Raw genomic sequence first — 22110 nt, 5'->3', positions numbered from 1 at the left:
TCGCAAACAGGAATGCCCTTACACGACAGGAACGCGGACACAGGCTGGTATTCACACCTGGTTTATCGTCCCCCATGATTTTCTTTGTCTATCGAACCTTATGCATCTCTTCAAGCGTATAACCGTTATCCTTGAACTTGTTCCTCTGCGAAACCGTATTTAACAACAGACCAAGATTATATTACATTAAGCTTGTGGAGAACGTTCAACAATCATTGGCTGTAGCTGTTTACCGTCCAGTGCACTCCAGCAAGCTTCTGGAATCAGTTCCATCTTGGCTACTAACGAATTAGGCTTCTTCACCGGATCATCCTGCCCGAACGGCACAAAATACATGTATTTCGCTACAAGCAATTTGGCGATGTTGGCAGCATTCAGACCCAGACCATCATTCGTAGAAATAGCGAGTACGACAGGACGCTGATTGCGCATCTGCGCTTTGGCTGCCATCAGTACAGGACTATCGGTCATTGCATTAGCGAGCTTACTCGTCGTATTTCCTGTGCAAGGAGCGATAACGAGTACATCCAGCAATTTGGAAGGCCCTAACGGTTCCGCCTCAACAATTGTAGAAATAATATCATTACCCGTTATATCTTTCAACTGTTTCTGCCAATTCTGAGCCGTTCCAAAACGTGTATCCGTCGTTAAAACTGAATTGGAAATAATAGGGATCACATTTGCGCCTTCAGTTACGAACCGGCTAATGACCGGCATAACCTCTTCAAACGTACAATGAGACCCTGTAATTGCGTAACCTACCGTTTTTCCCTGCCAGTTCATTGTTCAACCTCCCGTGCGTTTTGTTCTTCCAAAAGCAAACGGATCAGCGCGTCGGCAATTATACCGCCAGCCGTTTTGGGAGCAACTATACCGGGGAGGCCAGGCGCTAGTAGCGCCTTCATACCGCGTTTCTCAGCATACCGAAAATCGCAGCCACCAGGGGCAGATGCAAGGTCGATAATGACTGCTTTTTGCGGCATTCTGGACAGGATTTGTGCTGTGATTATCATAGTCGGTATCGTATTAAAAAGCAAGTCAACTTCCCCGGTTTGAGCAGCCAAATCCGTTGTCATAAAAGGCTTCCAGCCCATAATTGTCGCGCGAGCAACATCCTCTTCACGCCTGATTCCAACCCGCACATTTGCTCCAAGTCCCTGCAGTGTTTTGGCCATTGTGAATCCCGTACGACCTAAACCAAGCACAATACATTCCGATCCGTGGATCGTGAAGTCCGTCTCGCGAATCGCCATAGCGATAGCGCCCTCTGCTGTCGGAATAGAGTTATAGAGCGCAATATCATCACGATTTAACACTTCAATTAATCGCAGTCCATTCTCTTGACACAGATTACGTAAGAATGGTTTAGCCATGCCTGTAAAGACAATGCAATGCTCCGGCAATGCCGCAACATGCTCCTTTTTTAGAAAAATCGGCGACTCACTGAATGATGTATTCACTTTACCCTGGTCATCACAACCTACGACGGGTAGAACCAATACATCTGCAGAAGCGAATACTTCATCATCCAATTCCTGAAGTTCAATTCCCGGAATAGAGCACTCCAGCCTGTCGAATCCAACCACGGTTACCGTAGCATCCAACTCTGCGCACTTTTGAATGACTTCAAGCTGCCGCGCATCTCCGCCCAGGACTACTATCCGGACACCGGTCAGCATCGGGACGTCACTCCTTTCACCACACGTATGCCTTATCGTATGCAGTTGCCTACATAGGGGTGAAAACACATTAAAAAAAGAGCCATCCCACTATCTCGGGATGACTCTTCCTTATCCGTTCATATGCGCATACCTGGTCATCGCGATCGACTCCACCAAGAATTCATATGTACTTCATTTATTTTCCTGTATGGCCGAATCCGCCTTCTCCACGAATCGTTTCCGAAAGCTCACTTACTTCAGATAACTCCACTGCAGGTACGGTTTGGAAAACGATTTGAGCAATCCGCTCACCACGTACAATAGTAAATGGCTCTTGCCCAAGATTAATGAGCAACACCTTTACTTCTCCACGATAGTCGGCATCAATGGTGCCAGGTGTGTTCAGACACGTAATCCCGTGTTTGAATGCAAGTCCACTACGTGGACGGATCTGTGCTTCAAGTCCTGCCGGCATAGCCATTGCGAGACCTGTTGGAATAAGTGTACGTTGACCTGGTTGCAATGTAACTTCTTCCTGTAATGCGGCTACTACATCAAAACCGGAAGCAAGCTCCGACATTTTTTGTGGCAGCTTAATATCTTCATTGCCCGGTAGCTTTTGAATTTGAACGTAATGCAACAAAATCATCCCTTCTGAGTCCGGCAATCGATCGATCCGAAGCCCCAACCATCGCGAGAGCAAAAGGCTCAGCGAACATCAGGTCTAGTACAGCATCGATATCGTCCATGGTTACTTGTTCAATTTTGGCAATCATTTCATCTAACGTATGGTGTCTGCCCAGCATAAGCTCGTTTTTACCAAGACGGTTCATACGACTGCCCGTGCTCTCCAAACTGAGAATCAGACTTCCTTTGAGCTGCTCTTTTCCTTTGCGTAGTTCATCTTCGGACAAACCATGAACTGCCAGATCATTAAGCACCTCTTTTGTCAGATCCAATACTTCCTTCGTCTGTTTCGGTGCAGTACCTGCATAGATTGTAAAGAGTCCGCTATCCGCATGAGAGCTATGATAGGAATAGACTGAATAGGCCAAACCACGTTTCTCCCGAATTTCCTGGAATAGTCGAGAACTCATTCCCCCACCAATGGCGTTGTTCAACACAACCATAGCGAATTGAAGCGGATCACCAATTTTGCAGCCTGGGAAGGAAATACAAATATGATTCTGTTCGGTTTTCTTCTTGTGGAAAAGCTGTCCACTGTGGAACTTAGGCTCCGTAACTTGCTCGGCAACCCCATTCACATCGAATTCACCAAAATGCTTTTCCATTAATTCAATGACACTGTCATCAATATTACCAGCAATACTAATGACGGTATTTTCGATGGTATAGTGCTCTTTCATATATGCACGCAGATGGCTCGAATCCATCGTCTTGAGACGTTCTTCCGTACCTAAGATCGGATAAGCCAGCGGATGCTCGCCATAAGCAGCAAGTGCCATAAGATCATGCACCATATCATCTGGTGTATCCTCGTACATCGATATTTCTTCAAGGATGACATTCTTTTCTTTACTTAGTTCACCCTCATCCATTTTGGATCGGAAAAACATATCAGACAATACGTCTACTGCAATCGGCAGATGTTCGTCCAATACTTTTGCATAATAACAAGTGTATTCTTTGGAAGTAAAGGCATTAACATTACCACCAATAGCATCAAATTGTTCCGCAATCGCTTTTGCATCATAACGATCGGTTCCCTTGAACAACATGTGCTCAATAAAATGAGAAACCCCGTTGCTTGCAAGCTGTTCGTTACGCGAACCTGTTTTGACCCATATACCGAAAGACACGGAACGACAGGTCGGGATCTGTTCCATGACAACTCTGAGGCCATTGCCCAGCTGAATTTTTTTCACGGTTGGCCCTCCTACATCTCTATAATTGTGCTGATCTCAATAAAACTAAAATTGAAATCGACATTTGGTTCCAACTGTTTGATATTAACAAAAAAACATCGTTCACTCAACCGGCTTAGCCTTCACTCGCTCCGAAGACAAGGTTTCCGTGACGGTACCTAAGATAAGTCCTTTGGCTCGAATAGAATCAATCATGCCTTTTAACGCACCTGAGGAAGCAGCCGTTGGGTGCATTAGGATTAAGGTTCCAGCATCCACGTTTTTGGCAATTTTGGCTACAACCGACGCTGAGCTTGGTTTACGCCAGTCCACGGTATCCAGTGTCCATAACACCGTCTGTAAACCCATGCTGGAAGCAATATCTACCGTTTTTTGATTAAAGTCTCCAGATGGAGGTGCAAACCAACGATTTTCTACCCCCAACGTCTTTTGCAGTAAATCCTGAGTCTTACTAATCTCCAGCCTTGCCCGTTCTGCACTTAATCGACTCATATTGGGGTGGGAATATGCATGGTTTGATAACTCATGTCCACGTTTTTGAATCTCTTTTGCAAGTTCCGCATTTTTGCTTAACCAACTACCATCCAAGAAAAAAGTCGCTTTGACCTGCTCTGCATCGAGTGTATCGAGCATCGGGACAATATATTCATTCCCCCAAGCTACATTGATCATAAAAGATACCATAGGCTTCTCTGGGTTACCGCGGTATATCGGATGTGCCCCTAGATCCTCAAGGCCAATCTCCGGTTCCGTTTGCCGATAAACATACGAAATTTTGGTATTCAGGTTTCCCCCAAGCGCCTTTCGATATGTAGCCTCCACGTCAATCTCTGTTCCATTATATCCGGGAATTGCTTTCCATACCCGATCTACTCTGGCATTCATTGGAGCAATTTTGGTTTCAGCCGCTTTTTCCCGAATAGCTGTTAACAAAGCATCTTCACCCGTAGCCTCTTTGAACATGTCAAATGCATTTTGAGTTCCCGGTCCATCACGGATCTCCGTGATGTATGTACGAACACTGCCTACTTGTCCGACCAATATAACCGTGATTATACCCGCCAGAACTGCAGCCAGCTTTTTAGACTTTTTTCTCACAGCTCCATCCTCCCGCCGTCTTTGTCCCCATCATATGAGGACAAGGGCAAGAATATGAATAAAACACACTGCCTGCTATCGCTTTTCTTGCAGCTTTTCGTGGATGAAAGTTATTTTGGGCGTTAAAAAAAGAGCCAGAAATACAACCTTCTGTCTCTTGATTCAATGAACCTTTGTATCTTCAGCTGTGAACTTAAGACTGAGCCGGAGCTTCTGCCGTCAATACAGCTTTACGTGAAAGGTTGATGCGACCTTGTGGGTCAATTTCCGTTACTTTAACCGTAATGGAATCACCAATAGCTACAACATCTTCCACTTTGGCAACACGTTCTGTGGACAATTGTGAGATGTGTACCAGACCTTCTTTATTCGGAAGAACTTCAACAAATGCACCGAATTTTTCTACACGTTTTACTTTGCCGACATAAATTTCGCCAACCAGTACTTCACGCACGATCCCTTCGATGATTGCTTTTGCTTTATCGTTCATTTCCTGATTAGAGGAAGCGATAAAGACACGTCCGTCTTGTTCAATATCAATTTTAACACCGGTTTCCTCGATGATTTTATTGATAATTTTACCACCTGCACCGATAACATCACGGATTTTGTCCGGGTTAATGTGCATCGTCGTGATTTTAGGAGCATATTGTGACAATTGCTCACGTGGAGTTTTCATTACCTCAGTCATTTTGCCCAAGATGTGCATACGACCTTCTTTGGCTTGAGCCAATGCTTCAGACAAAATTTGACGATCAATACCATCAATTTTGATGTCCATTTGAATTGCAGTTACACCTTCAGGTGTTCCAGCAACTTTAAAGTCCATATCGCCCAGGTGATCTTCCATACCTTGAATATCGCTCAAGATTGAAACATGATCGCCGTCTTTGATCAGACCCATAGCAACACCGGCTACTGGAGCTTTAATTGGTACACCAGCATCCATCATTGCGAGCGTGCTCGCACAGATACTTGCTTGTGAAGTGGAACCGTTGGATTCAAGTACTTCAGATACAAGACGAATGGTGTATGGGAAATCTGTTTCGGAAGGAATCACTTTCGCCAAGGCACGTTCACCTAATGCACCATGTCCGATTTCACGACGACCAGGCGCACGCAATGGACGAGCTTCACCTACGCTGAACGGTGGGAAGTTGTAGTGGTGCATGAAACGTTTGGTTTCTTCCAGACTGATACCATCCAAGATCTGAACATCACCTAACGCACCAAGCGTACAAATGCTAAGGGCTTGTGTTTGACCACGCGTAAACAGACCAGAGCCATGCGTACGTGGCAACAGGGATGTGTCACATTCAATTGGACGAATCTCAGCCAGGCCACGACCATCCGGACGAACCTTATCATGTGTAATGAGGCGACGTACTTCTTCTTTTACAATATCGTGAAGCACTTCTTTTACATCTTTGAGCAGTTCAGGTGTTTCGATATATTTCTCTTCGAAGTGAGCAACCGTTTCGTCATTCACTACATCAATTGCATCCTGACGAGCATGTTTTTCCGCAATTTTAACTGCTTCAACGAGACGTGCACTCGCAAATTCACGAACAGCGCTATTTACATCAGCGTTAACTGCATGCAGTTTCACAGCCATTTTTTCTTTGCCAGCTACTTCTACCAGTTGTTCAATCACAGCAACAATGTTTTTGATCTCATCGTGACCAAACATGATTGCTTCCAGCATGATTTCTTCTGGCACTTCGTTAGCTTCAGCTTCAACCATCATAATGGCATCTTTCGTTCCAGCTACCACAAGCTCGATCTCACTTACTTCAAGCTGTGCAATTGTTGGGTTAATGATGAATTCACCATTAATTCGTCCCACTTTCACACCACCGATTGGCCCGCTGAATGGAACATCAGAAATGCTCAATGCAGCCGACGTACCGATCATCGCAGCAATTTGTGGTTCACAGTCTTGATCAACACTCATAACGATGTTGAGAACTTGAACATCATTACGGAAGCCTTCTGGGAACAACGGACGAATCGGACGGTCAGTCAGACGGCTGGCAAGGATCGCCTTTTCGCTCGGTCTGCCTTCACGTTTGATGAATCCCCCAGGAATCTTTCCTACAGCGTACAATCTCTCTTCATAGTTAACCGTCAATGGGAAAAAGTCTAAATCTTTTGGTTCGCTGGATGCTGTAACGGTACACAATACAACGGTATCTCCGTACGTCACCTTAACCGCAGCGTTAGCTTGTTTAGCCAAACGACCTGTTTCAAGCACAAGCGTTCTTCCACCAAGTTGCATTTCAACACGCTTTTCCATGAAATCCCTCCTTTTAATCGTTCCTAACACAATGGATTCTGCATCTTCACAGTATTTCCTGCTTGTCCAACATTCATTAGCATCGGCAGGTTTCAACATTTCATTAAGAGGACAACAAGCCCTCTAGCAAAACAAAAGCCCCTTGCGGAGCTCCCATCTACAAATATATGGCAACATGTTCATCTACAAAACAACCCGGCTGTAGGTTCCGCTTGTCCTTTTAGACAAAAGGAAGGCGGATAACAGCCAGGTTGGTTTTGAAAACATGTACGATAATTAACGACGCAATCCGAGTTTCTCGATCAATGCGCTGTAACGTTTAACATCTTTGTTTTTCACGTAAGCCAAAAGCTTACGACGTTGACCTACCATTTTCAAAAGTCCACGACGTGAGTGGTGGTCTTTCTTATGCGTACGCAAGTGGTCTGTCAAACTTCTGATGTTTTCCGTAAGGATAGCAACTTGCACCTCTGGAGATCCTGTATCGGACTCGTGAGTTTTGTGCTCGTCGATCAGTTGTTGTTTACGTTCTTGAGTCAATGCCATCCTATTCACCTCCTTCATATAATCGCCATTAGCCTCGTAACCGCCGGTGAGAGCATGCAACCAAGCTAAGGTTATTTGTTGTCTCAATCGACAACGTAGTACATTGTATCATAGTTCGTAGGCTAAAGTAAATCTCAACCTACATTTTGTTTCATTTTTTTAGGATAACAAACGAGCAGCCGTCAATGCATCCTCACGGATCTGGCTGATCAATGCATCAATTGAAGCAAATTTACGCTCTTCACGGATATAGTGAACAAGTTCTACCTTCAGTTCCTGATCATACAACTGCCCTTCAAAATCAAGCAGATGCACTTCAAACGTAGGTTTCATCCCACTTTCGTGGAAAGTCGGCTTCACACCTAAATTCATAACTCCACGTAGCATCTGTTCTCCATATTGCACCCGAACTGCATATACACCTTTGGCTGGAATCACATAACGATCCAACAGTTCAAGGTTAGCCGTCGGGAAACCAATGGTACGACCACGCTTTTCCCCATGAACCACGGTTCCTCGGATACTGTAAGGTCGACCCAGCCACTGACTAGCTTCATCCATCTGCCCACGTTTGAGCAAACCTCGGATGAGGGAACTGCTTACCTTCTCCCCGTTTAACAAGAACGGAGGTACCGTCTCAACCGTCATGTCGTTACCACCTAACGACCGAAGCAGTTGTTCGTCGCCTGCTCCTTGATGTCCAAATCGGAAATCAAAACCAACAACAGCCGTACGCGTCTGAAGTGGCAACAACAGATCGCGAGCGAATTGCTCCGGAGTCAATTTCGAGAACTCGTCGTTAAATTCAACAACATATAGTATGTCTACGCCAAGCCCCGCCAGGATCTCTTCTTTGTCTTGCAGTGGAGTCAGATATCCTTCGTAATCGCCTTTGCGCATAACTTCCTTCGGATGAGGATGAAAGGTCATTACCGCCGCTTGCACACCAGTTTCACGCGCAATGCGGACAGCTGACAAAATGACGCTTGCATGTCCGAGATGCAATCCGTCAAATTGACCAATAGCTAGCACTTGGGGCTGTGTATGCAGCTCATCGGAAGTCAATGTCTGCGGATATGTTAGCATTACGGTTTTCACAATCATTCACCTGCATTTCACTTGATAGACAGAGCTTATCATCTACACAGTCTAAACTCAAGATCCTTTACTCTGGTAAAAACACCTTGACTGCTCTGACTGTAGCTTTAAGTTCGTCTCGTTCAAAAATGCCCAGGAACGTCCCGTCCTGGGTGTATAACCGCAGAAGGCCAGGTTGTTCTACAGGTGGCTCTAACAAACGCGCAGACAACTTCTGACCCTGAAGAGCTCCTTTGGCTAGTTCATCATTAACCGTGTGTGACGGTATAAAGTCAATTGCTTCGTCTACTGGTATGAATGCTTCGGTTATTGTATTCTCTGCCATGCGTTGCTCAATCTCTTCAATTGTCAAACAACGATCTGCGGGAATCCCTGCCGACATGGTGCGTTCGAGCTGTACCATCGTGGAAGGATAACCTAGCTCACGCCCAATATCCACACATAACGTTCGAATATACGTACCTTTAGAACACAAAGCACGGAATGAGATATCCGTTGTGTCTCCATGAGTCTCAATCCCGGTGAATTCAAGCTCATAGATCGTCACTTCGCGACTTTTGCGTTCGACAGTTTTTCCTTCACGTGCCAGTTCATATAAACGTTTGCCATCCACTTTGAGGGCTGAATACATCGGTGGAACCTGAGAGATCGTACCCTGAAACTTCTCTAGCGCCAGACGTACCTGCTCCTCCGTCACGTTGACAGCTTCTTCCGAACGCTCAATGACTTCACCTGTCATGTCCTCTGTATCTGTCGAGAGACCAAGACGTAGTGTAGCCACATACTCCTTAGGCAGTTCCTGCATATACTCAACCACCCGTGTTGCACGTCCAAGACAAAGCGGAAGAACCCCCGTAACCTGTGGATCTAATGTTCCAGTATGTCCGATACGCTTCATTTTCAGAATACGACGCAGTTTGGCAACGACATCATGTGAAGTGTAACCTGCTGGTTTATATACCGCTAGTATTCCTTCAAACGATTTTACCATTGTGCATTCACCTGCTTCAGTACCTTAGCTACGATGTCTTCCAGCGTACCTTCCAGTCGGCAGCCTGCAGCAAGTACATGGCCACCCCCACCAAATGTTTGTGCAAGTTCAGCTACATCGACCTTACCTGCAGAGCGAAGCGATACTTTTACGGCCGAATCATTAATAACTTTGAAAAAGATCCCTACTTCTACCCCTTGAATATTACGCGGGTAGTTCACAATACCTTCAAGATCTTCATTTGCCGCACCACAAGTAATCATATCTTCAGGCGTGATAATAACCCAAGCAATCTTGCCATCATCCGTCATTTGCAGGCTATTCAGTGCCTGATTCAAAATACGAACTTGAGGAAGAGTAACTTGCTCTAGTAATGTCTGAGCTAGGTATGGACCGTCCACACCATGTTCAAGCAACTTCGAAGCTGTTGTCATTACATTTGGACTTGTGTTGGCATAACGAAAACCACCTGTATCGGTTAATAACCCCGTATAAATGGCTGTCGCTGCATCTTTATTCAACGTCACTGGAAACAGACTTACCAAATCAAACAAAATCTCTGCCGTTGCTGCAGCATCTGATTTAATAATGTTCACAGTTCCGTATGCATTATTGGTTGGATGATGATCAATATTTAAGATGACTGCATCCTCTTCAAAATAATGACGAGTCAAGCCTACTCGTGCAAAATCAGCACAGTCCACACAAATGACTGCTTTAAATTTTCGCGCTGGTGGTTGTTCGGTCATGTTCACGATGTCATCTGCTCCCCATAAGAAGCGCATACGCCCGGGGATTTCACCTTCATTAATCATCGTGAATGTCTTGCCCAGACATGACAGCAGCCAGCCCACCGTTACCGTCGAGCTGACTGCGTCACCGTCCGGCTGTACATGCGACACGACCAGGTAATCATCATGCTCCAGTAGAAATTTCTTTCCACTTTGAAGCGCCTGTTCATAAGTGTGCATTGCCGTCTCCTCTATTCTGTTACTGGGATTCGTTCTTGTCTGAACCAATATCGCCAAGCAGCTTCTCAATCCGGCTACCATAAGCGATGGATTCGTCGATCTTGAATATCAACTCGGGAACATGGCGGAACCGGATACGCTTGCCCAGCTCAGAACGCAAAAATCCATTTGCTTTTTCCAGAGCTTTGAGCGAGTTATCCTTCTGTTCCTGTTCACCGAAGACACTCAGATAAACTTTGGCTTGCGACAAGTCGCCAGTTACTTCAACTCCCGTTACGGTAATAAAACCGATCCGTGGATCTTTCAGTTCTGACTGGATGAGCACACTGAGTTCTTTCTTGATCTGCTCGCCCACTCTACCTGTACGAATCTTAGCCATTGTTGTTCACCTCATGCTTCCTTGCTTATCGTTGTACGCTCTCCATAATGAAGGCTTCGATAACGTCGCCTTCTTTGAGATCATTGTATTTATCCAGCGTGATACCACATTCGTAGCCTTGAGCTACTTCTTTAGCATCATCTTTGTAACGCTTCAAGGAATCCAGTTTGCCTTCGTAAAGGACGATGCCATCACGAATCAAACGTGCCTCTGCAGAGCGAGTAATTTTACCTGAAGTAACCATACATCCAGCAATTGTACCCACTTTACTAATCGAGAATGTGCTCCGAACTTCAGCATGACCGATAACTTTTTCTTTGTAAACCGGATCAAGCATACCTTTCATCGCTTGTTCAATTTCTTCGATAACACTGTAGATAACACGATGCAGACGAATGTCAACTTGCTCTTGATCTGCTGTAACCTTCGCTTGGTTATCTGGACGAACGTTGAAACCAATCACAATCGCATTAGATGCTGCTGCCAAGATGATATCGGATTCTGTGATCGCACCAGCACCACTGTGAATGATCTTCACGCGCACACCTTCAACCTCGATTTTAGCAAGGGAACCTTTCAATGCTTCAACCGAACCTTGTACGTCACCTTTGATGATTACGTTCAAGTCTTTAATTTCACCGTCTTTGATGTGTTGGAACAGATCATCCAACGTTACGCGAGTGTTTGTACCCAGATCGGATTCACGTTGTGTAATCGCACGCTTATCAGCGATAGAACGAGCTTTACGCTCATCTTCAAACACCATAAACGGATCACCAGCACCTGGTACCTCAGTCAAACCTGTAATTTCTACAGGTGTGGATGGTCCTGCCTCTTTTAATCTGCGACCTTTGTCATTGACCATCGCACGTACACGACCGAAGCAGTTACCAGCTACGAATGCATCTCCGACTTTCAATGTACCGTGCTGTACGAGGATACGTGCAACTGGACCACGTCCTTTATCCAGCTCGGCTTCGATCACTGTACCACGGGCACGTTTGTCCGGGTTCGCTTTGTATTCATTCACTTCTGCAACGAGCAAGATCATCTCAAGCAGACCTTCTAAACCGATTCTTTGTTTCGCAGAAACGTTAACAAAGATCGTGTCTCCGCCCCATTCTTCTGGAACGAGTTCATAGTTAGTCAATTCTTGCTTCACTTTATCCGCATCTGCACCTGGCTTATCGATTTTGTTAACAGCAACGATAATCGGTAGGCCTGCTGCTTTGGCATGGTTGATTGCTTCAACCGTTTGTGGCATAACACCATCATCAGCAGCTACGACGATAATCGTAATATCCGTAACTTGAGCTCCACGTGCACGCATCGCTGTGAACGCTTCGTGACCCGGAGTATCGAGGAACGTAATTTTTTTGTTGTTAATTTCAACTTGATAAGCACCGATATGCTGCGTGATTCCGCCAGCTTCGCCGCCCGTTACATTGGTAGAACGAATCGCATCAAGCAATGTTGTTTTACCATGGTCAACGTGACCCATGATCGTTACAACTGGAGGACGGGATTGAAGATCTGCTGGATCATCATTCTCTTCTACCGTTTCGAAACGATCATCTTCAAGAACGATCTTCACTTCAACCTCAACGCCGAATTCGCCTGCAAGCAGAAGAATAGTGTCAATATCGAGTTCTTGGTTGATTGTAGCCATAACGCCCATGCCGATGAGTTTTTTGATAACTTCGGAAGCATCTTTGTGAAGAAGCTTAGCAGTTTCACCTACAGTCATGTCACCGCGAACGATGATTTTCTTAGGCGTGTTATCAATTTTCTCACGTTGTTGGTACTGTTGTTGATTTCTGTTGCGATTGTTTTTTCCGCCACGGCCACGGAAGTTACCGCCACGATTGTCGTCATAACGACGACCGCCGCCACCGCTGTTAGAACGGTTGCCACTGTTGTTGTTATTACCTGAGTTGCCTTGTCCGCTTCTGCGTTGTCCTTGCCCTTGGCTTTGACCTTGGCCGCCAGTACGGTTGCCACCAGTGCCACCACCGCTTGGTCCTCCGCTTCTTGCTTGACCGCCACCGCTATTGTTTGGACGTTGTTGTCCTGAACCTTGCGGACGGGATGAAGTACTGCTTTGTCCGCCTTGAGCTGGTCTTGGACGATTACTTGATTGTCCTCCTTGGCTGGAGCCTTGGGAAGAGTTTGTTCTGTTGCGGCTATCTTGGCCGCTAGGTCTTTGGGAGCCATTGTTATTGTTGGAATTTGGTCTATTGTTCATACCTACCTGCTTTTCCTGTTGTATTTTTTTTAGTACGGGACTACCGGATGAATTACTGTCACTCGGCGTGTTCACTCCGCCGGCCGGCTTGCTGTTGTCCACTGTTTTATTGCTACCCACTGCGGAAGTAGCAACTTGTTTTACTTCGTTACTTTGTTTTGAGGCTGCAGTGGATTTTATATCTTTAAAAAATTGTTCCACCTTACCCACTGATCCATTCTCCATGACACTCATATGATTGTTTACGGGAATATCCAGCTTTTTAAGAATGGTTATAATTTCTTTACTGCTCATATTAAGGGACTTCGCATATTCATAAACCCGCAATTTATCCTTGTTTTCCTGTTTACTCAATATACTCCACCTCCGACATTATACCGACTTGCTTGGAGATCATTTTTGCAAACCCCCGGTCCGTTACTGCAAGGACAACCCGCGTTTCTTTACCGATACTTGAACCTAGACTATCCCGGTCAAATCCGATTACGAGCGGAACTTTATACGTTCCACATTTGTCGCGAAATTTCTTTTGTGTATTGGCCGAGGCGTCGCCCGCAACAATAACCATTTTAGCTTCGGAAGAACGGACTGCTTTGAGCACAATTTCTTCACCTGTTACAAGCTTACCTGCACGCATGGAAAGTCCTAGATAAGACAAAGCCTTATTATTCATCATCTTCACGCTCCTGTGCAGCTTTGAATGCATCCTCTACCTTAATAAAGTCAGCAGCCAATTGCTCATAAATTTCCGGTGAGACCTTGCCTTTCAGCGCCCGATCCAAAGATCGGTTTTTGAGTGCAAGCTTAAAACAGGATTCCTTACCGCATAAATAAGCACCACGTCCGGATTTTTTGCCAGTTAAATCAATTAGCACTTCATCCTCTGGCGTTTTAACGATTCGGATCAGTTGCTTTTTAGGCATCATTTCCTGGCACGCCACACATTTGCGCAGCGGTACTTTTTTGGTTTTCATACGTTAACGCCCCCCGTGCTTTACTTTAGTCGACGGAGACGGAATCTTGATGCATTTCCGAAGAAGAATCTTTTTCTCTGCCGAATTCCTGTTCCGCCTGGCTCTCGCTCTTAATGTCGATTTTCCAGCCGGTCAGCTTGGCTGCCAATCGGGCATTTTGACCTTTAATCCCGATCGCGAGGGAAAGTTGATAGTCAGGAACGATAACCCGAGCCATCTTTTCTTCCTCAAACACTTGAACTTCCAACACCTTGGAAGGACTCAGTGCATTAGCCACATATTCGTCCACCTGATCGGAGAAACGAACGATGTCAATTTTTTCACCGCGCAGCTCACCCACAATGGTCTGCACGCGCATCCCTTTGGGCCCTACGCAAGATCCAACTGGATCTACTTCCTCATTACGGGAATGCACAGCAATTTTGGAGCGGAAGCCAGCTTCACGCGCAACGGATCTAATCTCAACTACACCGTCGAAAATTTCAGGAACTTCCAGTTCAAAGAGGCGTTTCAACAAGCCCGGGTGTGTACGGGACAAAATGATCTGTGGCCCTTTGGTCGTATTCTCGACCTTGGTGATGTAGGCTTTGATACGATCACCATGAACAAATTTCTCGTTCGGCATCAATTCGGTCAGCGGTAAAGCCGCTTCGATTTTGCCCAGATCGATGTAGATATTGCGCAAATCCTGACGCTGCACTACTCCCGTAACGATATCCTCTTCCTTATCAACGAAAGCGTTGTAGATCAGGCCACGTTCAGCTTCACGAATCCGCTGGGTCACTACCTGTTTGGCAGTTTGTGCGGCGATACGGCCAAAATCGCGCGGCGTTACTTCGATCTCCGCAATATCTTCCAGCTGGAAGTGTGGGTTGATTTCTCGTGCAGCAGGCAATGAAATTTCGGTACGTGAATCCAGGACTTCCTCCACGATCAGTTTGCGAGCATATACCCGGATAACCCCAGTATTGCGGTTCATATCAACACGCACGTTCTGAGCGGTGTTGAAATTCCGCTTATAGCTGGAGATCAGGGCAGCCTCGATCGCTTCGAACAGCACATCCTTACTGATCCCTTTTTCACGCTCCAACTCATTCATTGCTTCAATAAAATCCATACTCATGAATGTTGATCCCCCTTTCAAACATGGCATCTCATACGTAAAACGGCGAAAGGCTCTGAACTCCTGAGCACCTTGCCGTTATCGTGAGATGTGTCTTTTTCATTAATAAAGTGAACAAGGCACTTAAAACAAAATAGCTAGACGCGCACTGGCAACCTTTTCATAAGAAACGGTATGCTGTTTCTTGCCTGCTTCGATCACGAGTGTTCCGTCATCAAAGGAAAGTAACTTACCTTCAAATTCCTTCAATCCATTCACCGGCTCGTAGGTTGTTACAAACACATTTTTGCCTACGGCTTTGGCAACATCCTCTGCTTTTTTCAGTGGACGTTCCGCACCGGGAGAAGACACTTCAAGGAAATAGACGGTAGGAATCGGATCGTTCTCATCCAGCTTGGCGCTCAGCTTTTCGCTGATCAAGACGCAATCGTCGATGTCGATGCCACCTTCTTTGTCGACATACACCCGTAAAAACCAGTTGCTGCCTTCTTTGACGTATTCGATGTCAACCAGCTCGAAGCCTTGTTCATTCAAGTAGGGTTGGATCATTTCTTCCACGGTATCTTTAATGTTCGTTGTGCTCAAAACCGATAACCTCCAACTTAGGTTACACCAGCATCATCGCTGGCAGATGATTAAATACCCAAGATTCTTGTATACCAAAGACTAAAGAGTGGGTTTCCCCACTCTTCAGAAATTCGTACTATCTCGTTCACTTCAAAAATTATAACATAGTCTGGTAATAGTGACAAGTAAGCGATCTTTAAGGCAAATTACACACTAATGAAGAAAAAATTACGAGTTGACTTCAACCATGCTTTCCCAGTATGAGCTACATTAGAAAAGAGATAGTTGATTACTCTCAGGAAGACCCCGGAAACAACCCATATTAGACAGCAGCTCTACAATCGTTTTAGACGCTTTAGACTTCTGCTGGAAGTCCTCAATCGACAGGAACTCGCCATGTTCTCTGGCACCTGCGATATTACGCGCAGCATTGTCACCAATTCCAGCCAAAGCGGAAAATGGAGGAACCAATGAGTTGCCATCTACGATAAATTTAGTTGCTTCAGATCGATAGAGATCAATTGGCTTCAGCGAGAACCCACGAGCCGTCATCTCTAGCGCCATTTCGAGGATTGGCAGCATGTTTTTTTCTTTTGGTGGTGCTTGGAAGCCTAATTGTTCGATTTCTACGATCTTCTTATAGATCGCTTCATACCCCTGACATACTAGTCCAATGTCAAACTCATCTGCACGTACTGTGAAGTATGTTGCATAATATTCAATTGGGTGATAAAGCTTGAAGAACGCAGTACGAACTGCGGAAATGACATAAGCAGCCGCATGGGCTTTAGGGAACATGTACTGGATCTTAAGACAAGAATCAATGTACCATTGCGGCACTTTGCAATTTTTCATCTCATCAATCCATTCTTGGGGCAAACCTCTACCCTTACGTACACTTTCCGTAATTTTAAATGCCAAACTTGCATCCATGCCAGCTTTATAAATAAGGAACAGCATGATATCATCCCGACAACCAATTACGGTTTTGATGTTACATGTTCCGTTTTTGATCAGATCCTGCGCGTTACCTAACCACACTCCTGTTCCGTGAGACAGACCAGAAATCTGCAATAAATCGGCAAACGATGTTGGCTGGGATTCAATCAACATCTGACGCACAAATTTCGTTCCCATCTCCGGTACTCCAAATGTGGCAACAGGGGAACGAATCTGTTCAGGCGTTACACCAAGAGCTTCTGTAGAGTTGAACATACTCATGACTTTCGGATCATTCATAGGAATTGTCGTTGGATCGACACCTGTCAAATCCTGCAGCATCCGCATCATTGTCGGATCATCGTGTCCTAAGATATCGAGTTTCAACAGATTTTCTTCAAAAGCATGATAGTCAAAGTGCGTCGTTTTCCACTCTGCGGTAACATCATCTGCCGGGTATTGTACTGGGGTTACATCTTCTACTTCAATGTAATCGGGTACGACGACGATCCCGCCGGGATGCTGTCCAGTACTCCGTTTTACGCCCGTGCATCCTGAAGCTAACCGATTCAGCTCGGCGCCGCGCCACTTCTTATGATGCTCTTCCTCGTATTTCTTGGCAAATCCAAATGCAGTTTTCTCGGCTACGGTTCCGATGGTTCCCGCACGGAATACACTCTTCTCACTAAATAGTACCTTGGTATAGTTATGGGCATGAGGTTGGTAATCACCTGAGAAGTTCAAATCGATATCGGGAACCTTATCCCCTTTAAATCCAAGGAAGGTCTCAAACGGAATATCTTGACCTTCACCCTTCAGGGTATTTCCACAATCCGGACACTCCTTCGCAGGAAGGTCAAACCCACTCCGTACACTACCGTCAAGGAACCACTCACTATGTTTACATTCGGGATTCACACAGATATAGTGCGCAGGTAATGGATTAACCTCAGAGATGCCGAGAAACGTAGCAACAACCGATGAACCAACCGAGCCCCGAGATCCTACAAGATAACCATCTTGGTTCGACTTTTTAACCAGCCGTTCCGATATGAGGTAGTTGGCAGAGAAACCGTACTTAATAATTGGAATCAGTTCTTTTTCCAATCGAGCGATAATGACCTCTGGTAGGTCCTCTCCATAGATGGACTTGGCCGTATTATAGCAGGTGTTACGAATTTCTTCGTCCGCACCTTCCAGAATTGGAGTAAACAGCTTGTCCGGAAACAGCTTGATTTCCTCAAACCGGTCAGCAAGTTCAATCGTATTGGTTACAACAACCTCGTACGCTTTATCTTGACCTAAGAATTGGAACTCTTCCAGCATTTCATCCGTCGTTCTCAGATGGGCATCAGGCTTTCGCTGATCTTTCAACGGGCTAAATCCTGTAATACCGTGAATTGTAATATCCCGATATAGCTTATCGCGTGGTTCCAAATAGTGAACATTGCCCGTCGCTACAACCGGTTTCTCCAGTTTCGCACCAATACTAATGACTTTCTGTATCGCTGTTTTGATCTCTTCTGGAGTAGCTACCAGCCCTTTATCAACCAAATGCATGTACATCGTCAGTGGTTGAATCTCCAGAATGTCATAAAACTCTGCAATCTCCTCAGCTTCTTCGAGCGATTTATTAAGCACCGCTTCGAAGAACTCGCCTTTTTCACAGCCAGACAGAATAATCAGACCTTCGCGTAAATTGACTAGTTTGGATTTAGGAATGCAGGGCACTCGTTTAAAATGCTCCGTATGTGAAAGAGAAACCAATTTGTAGAGATTTTTCTTACCAATATCATTCAGCGCATATATTCCACAATGGAATGGACGCGTATTCGATAGATCGACACCTACATAATCATTCAGACGATCAAGCATCGTTAGCCCTTTAAGCTGAGCAGCATCATTCACCAATCCATTGAGAATACCTGCGAGCGCAATCGTATCGTCAATCGCTCGGTGATGGCTCTCTAGAGCCACTTTATATTTGTCTGCGAGTGTATTCAGACGATGGTTTTTCATTTTTGGGTACAGCAATCTTGCTAGTTCCAGCGTATCAAGTACAGGATTCGTTAACTCAGGCATACCAAGTTGTTTTAACGAAGCTTGAATGAAGCCCATATCAAAACGTGCGTTATGAGCGACCAACACGCCATCCCCTGCAAATTTCACAAAATCCTGAATGACAGGTTCAAGTTCTGGAGCGTCCTTCACCATATCATCATTGATGTTAGTCAATTGCTGAATGTTATAAGGAATCCGTTCGTGTGGGTTCACAAACGTAGCAAACCGATCAATCTCTTTGCCATCCTCTACCTTTACTGCTGCAATCTCGATGATTTTATTCTGCGTTACAGACAGACCCGTGGTCTCAATATCAAAAACGATATACGTTGTGGCTTTGAGATCCAATGGCTGAGGATTCAAAACGACGGCCACAGAATCATTCACCACGTTGGCTTCTAGCCCATAGATCATCTTAATTCCGTTTTTCTTAGCTGCTTTTGCTGCCTCTGGGTATACTTGAACACCACCATGATCACTCACAGCAATGGCTTTATGTCCCCACTCTGCTGCAGTTTTCACATACTTGTCAATAGAGGTCACGGCATCCATCGTACTCATGGTAGAGTGCAAATGGAATTCCACCCGTTTCTCAGCAGCTTTATCCTTGCGGGATGGCGGTGCCTTTACTTCAACCAAGTCTGAAGGAATCATAGCAAGTTCAGGGATCTGCATGAAACGGTCATATTCAACACGACCACGCACTTTCACCCATTTCCCATTCGCTAGCAAACTAAGAATTCGGACATCCTCTTTTGTTTTCGCAAACATTTTCATCTGCATGGAATCCGTAAAGTCTGTCAGATAGAAGGTAAACAACGTGTTACCATTACGCAATTCCTTACGATCCAGTCCAAAAATCGTCCCTTGCAAGGTGACCTTCTTCTCTTCATCTTGAATTTCCTGCATTGGAACAGCGGGTTCTTTGATGTCGTATCCCATCTGCAGACGGACATCCCCTTGCTCTTCTTCTTCAGGCATCTCAGGCTCTACCTCACTCATCATCTTCTCGATGACCTGACGCTCTTCTTCCTGTTTTTTAAGCTGGAACTGCTCTAATGCCTCTTTGTTGCTTTCCATCTGTCCTACCTGCATTTTGACTTTCAGAGTTGTATGGAAATACTTCTCATAAAATCGCGTAATCGCCTGATCAATTTGCTTCTTCTTCGCAAGCTCCATCGATGTTGCATCACTCATAGTTAATTGCAGTAAGTCCGCTTCACATTCAAATTTGGTACGGCTCATCCAGCCATTAACCGATGGAATTTCACGAGCAACCCATTCAAGGAACAAATTCCAGTACTCACTTACAATATCTGTAGACAAGACAGAATCACTATATTTAAAGCCAAATGAAATTTTGGCAATATGGTTCATTTTCTCCTGAATATGCAGGCAGAATGTGCGGTAGATCGGAGCAGGCACCAAGGTATCCTTAGCAATCAGAATAGTCCAATCTCGATTACTACGGCTTGTTTCCACCTGTTCAATCCAACCATCCATAAAATATGGCTCAACGAGCCCTGCTGGAAGATCCGTCTGTTTCATCAATAATTCAAATCTTTTTCTCTTCTCCTCGAATCCACTCATAATGTTCCTCCTCGTTGCCCTTCAAAGCATGAAAAGCCTCTGTAATCAAAAATGTCCCCGATCCGAACGGCACCGACTCATTTTATCCGACAGAAGCTTTTCATTCCTACCTTAATCAGCAAACATCCTTTTGCTAGATCGAAATTATGAGTACATAATTTCAATACAATATAACGAAGCCTGTGTTACTTAGTAGGCTCTCGCAAATACTACGGTATGTTCTGCTTTTTCTCCACAAGCCAGGCACGTATGTTTTTCTTCTGCAGGCTGGAACGGGATGTTCCGGCTTGTAGCGCCCGTTACTTCTCTTACTTTATCTTCGCACGCTTCTGAGCCGCACCATCCTGCTAGCGTGAAACCACGTTTATTCTCCATTAACTCTTTCATCTCATCTAATGTATCTACAGAATAGAAGTTGTCCGACATAAATGTACGTGCACGTTCCAACATATCGGACTGAACTTGTGCCAACATCGTTTGAATTTCTTCAACCAGGTTAGCCTGCTCCACAACTTTCTTCTCACCTGTAATCCGAGATACAAGAACACAAACACCGTTTTCCATATCGCGTGGCCCGATCTCAAGACGAATCGGCACACCGCGCATCTCATACTCGTTAAACTTCCAACCAGGACGTACATCGCTACGGTCATCCATCTTGACACGAACCCCAGCTTGTTTCAACTCCGCAAATAATTCATCCGCACGGCCTACAACAGCATCACGAGTTTTTGGCGGTCCAATCGGAATCATAACCACTTGAGTAGGTGCAACTTTAGGCGGCAGCACCAGACCACGGTCATCACCATGCACCATAATTAGCGCACCAATGAGACGAGTACTTACCCCCCAAGACGTCGTGTAAGCAAGCTCCAACTCATTGTTGCGGCTAAGATATTGGATTTCAAAAGCTTTTGCAAAATTCGTTCCCATATAGTGAGATGTACCTGCTTGCACTGCACGTCCATCTTTCATCATTGCTTCAATTGAGAAGGTGTCTACCGCACCGGCAAACTTCTCCGATTTTGTTTTCTGTCCTGTTATGACCGGAATCGCAAGGTATTCTTCAACTACTTCACGATAAATCTCAAGCATTTTCATCGTTTCCTCACGCGCTTCTTCTTCCGTCTCATGTGCAGTATGTCCTTCTTGCCACAAGAACTCGCTTGTCCGAAGGAAAGGCAACGTTCTTTTCTCCCAACGCACAACGTTAGCCCACTGGTTAATCAGAACTGGCAAGTCACGATATGATTGAATCCACTTGGAGTACATGTGACCAATAATTGTCTCAGATGTAGGGCGGATTGCAAGACGCTCTTCCAACTTCTCTCCACCAGCCTCGGTAACCCACGGCAATTCAGGGTTAAAGCCCTCTACGTGCTCTTTTTCCTTCTGGAAAAAGCTCTCTGGAATAAACATTGGGAAGTATGCATTCCGGTGACCCGTTTCACGGAAACGACGATCCAGCTCATCCTTAATATGTTCCCAAATTTCAAATCCATCAGGTTTAAAAACAATACATCCGCGAACTGGAGAGTAATCCATCAGATCTGCTTTTTTGATTACATCAATGTACCAACGAGAAAAATCTTCACTCTGTGGTGTAATTTCAGTTACGAACTGTTTTTCATTTTCCTTTGACATAAGACTCCAGCGTCCTCCCATTACGACTACCTTCGACTTAC

General features: G+C 45.2%; 18 protein-coding genes. All 18 read right to left on the bottom strand.

Annotation, left to right across the window (positions count from 1 at the left end; translation table 11 throughout):
• Positions 1–186: 186 nt before the first annotated feature.
• Positions 187–783, bottom strand: coding sequence for a dipicolinate synthase subunit B (locus tag V6W81_RS11355; protein ID WP_145046375.1), 597 nt, complete (start codon positions 781–783; stop codon positions 187–189).
• A complete protein-coding gene (gene dpsA, locus V6W81_RS11350; RefSeq protein WP_338543235.1) occupies positions 780–1679 on the bottom strand; it encodes a dipicolinate synthase subunit DpsA in 900 nt (299 codons plus the stop codon). The genes V6W81_RS11355 and dpsA overlap by 4 nt, the downstream gene beginning before the upstream one ends.
• Positions 1680–1857: 178 nt before the next feature.
• Positions 1858–2304: a dUTP diphosphatase gene (gene dut / locus V6W81_RS11345; RefSeq protein ID WP_174715284.1), complete on the bottom strand. Its 447-nt coding sequence runs from the start codon at positions 2302–2304 to the stop codon at positions 1858–1860.
• The gene (locus V6W81_RS11340) at positions 2264–3547 is read right to left on the bottom strand and encodes a M16 family metallopeptidase (protein ID WP_338543233.1); all 1284 of its coding nucleotides are present in this window, start codon (positions 3545–3547) and stop codon (positions 2264–2266) included. The genes dut and V6W81_RS11340 overlap by 41 nt, the downstream gene beginning before the upstream one ends.
• Before the next feature lie 102 nt (positions 3548–3649).
• The gene (locus V6W81_RS11335) at positions 3650–4645 is read right to left on the bottom strand and encodes a polysaccharide deacetylase family protein (RefSeq protein ID WP_338543231.1); all 996 of its coding nucleotides are present in this window, start codon (positions 4643–4645) and stop codon (positions 3650–3652) included.
• A 193-nt stretch (positions 4646–4838) separates the two neighbouring features.
• A complete protein-coding gene (gene pnp, locus V6W81_RS11330; RefSeq protein WP_145046367.1) occupies positions 4839–6941 on the bottom strand; it encodes a polyribonucleotide nucleotidyltransferase in 2103 nt (700 codons plus the stop codon).
• A 276-nt stretch (positions 6942–7217) separates the two neighbouring features.
• The gene (gene rpsO / locus V6W81_RS11325) at positions 7218–7487 is read right to left on the bottom strand and encodes a 30S ribosomal protein S15 (RefSeq protein WP_056700672.1); all 270 of its coding nucleotides are present in this window, start codon (positions 7485–7487) and stop codon (positions 7218–7220) included.
• A 159-nt stretch (positions 7488–7646) separates the two neighbouring features.
• Positions 7647–8585 (bottom strand): bifunctional riboflavin kinase/FAD synthetase, encoded by a 939-nt coding sequence (locus tag V6W81_RS11320; protein WP_338543226.1) that lies wholly within the window; start codon positions 8583–8585, stop codon positions 7647–7649.
• Positions 8586–8652: 67 nt separating this feature from the next.
• On the bottom strand, positions 8653–9576 hold the full coding sequence (gene truB, locus V6W81_RS11315; protein ID WP_338543224.1) for a tRNA pseudouridine(55) synthase TruB: 924 nt from the start codon (positions 9574–9576) through the stop codon (positions 8653–8655).
• On the bottom strand, positions 9570–10547 hold the full coding sequence (locus V6W81_RS11310) for a DHH family phosphoesterase (RefSeq protein WP_338543222.1): 978 nt from the start codon (positions 10545–10547) through the stop codon (positions 9570–9572). The genes truB and V6W81_RS11310 overlap by 7 nt, the downstream gene beginning before the upstream one ends.
• 19 nt (positions 10548–10566) lie before the next feature.
• On the bottom strand, positions 10567–10926 hold the full coding sequence (gene rbfA / locus V6W81_RS11305) for a 30S ribosome-binding factor RbfA (protein WP_056700664.1): 360 nt from the start codon (positions 10924–10926) through the stop codon (positions 10567–10569).
• A gap of 25 nt (positions 10927–10951) precedes the next feature.
• Positions 10952–13525, bottom strand: a complete 2574-nt coding sequence (gene infB, locus V6W81_RS11300; RefSeq protein ID WP_338543219.1) for a translation initiation factor IF-2 — start codon at positions 13523–13525, stop codon at positions 10952–10954.
• Positions 13518–13847: a YlxQ family RNA-binding protein gene (locus V6W81_RS11295; RefSeq protein ID WP_145046357.1), complete on the bottom strand. Its 330-nt coding sequence runs from the start codon at positions 13845–13847 to the stop codon at positions 13518–13520. The genes infB and V6W81_RS11295 overlap by 8 nt, the downstream gene beginning before the upstream one ends.
• Complete coding sequence (rnpM, locus tag V6W81_RS11290; protein ID WP_056700658.1) at positions 13837–14145, bottom strand: RNase P modulator RnpM; 309 nt, start codon at positions 14143–14145, stop codon at positions 13837–13839. Before rnpM ends, V6W81_RS11295 begins: the two co-directional genes overlap by 11 nt.
• 25 nt (positions 14146–14170) lie before the next feature.
• Entirely contained in the window at positions 14171–15268 is a 1098-nt protein-coding gene (gene nusA, locus V6W81_RS11285; RefSeq protein WP_062326087.1) for a transcription termination factor NusA, read from the bottom strand.
• A 123-nt stretch (positions 15269–15391) separates the two neighbouring features.
• A complete protein-coding gene (rimP, locus tag V6W81_RS11280; protein WP_145046355.1) occupies positions 15392–15853 on the bottom strand; it encodes a ribosome maturation factor RimP in 462 nt (153 codons plus the stop codon).
• Between the two features lie 252 nt (positions 15854–16105).
• Positions 16106–20425, bottom strand: a complete 4320-nt coding sequence (locus V6W81_RS11275; protein ID WP_338543215.1) for a PolC-type DNA polymerase III — start codon at positions 20423–20425, stop codon at positions 16106–16108.
• A gap of 189 nt (positions 20426–20614) precedes the next feature.
• A complete protein-coding gene (gene proS, locus V6W81_RS11270) occupies positions 20615–22069 on the bottom strand; it encodes a proline--tRNA ligase (RefSeq protein WP_145046351.1) in 1455 nt (484 codons plus the stop codon).
• Positions 22070–22110: the final 41 nt, after the last annotated feature.

This window comes from Paenibacillus tundrae, from assembly GCF_036884255.1.
Classification (GTDB): domain Bacteria; phylum Bacillota; class Bacilli; order Paenibacillales; family Paenibacillaceae; genus Paenibacillus.
The sequence above is the reverse complement of the archived record's forward strand: the minus strand, read 5'-3'. Positions and strand labels throughout refer to the sequence as shown.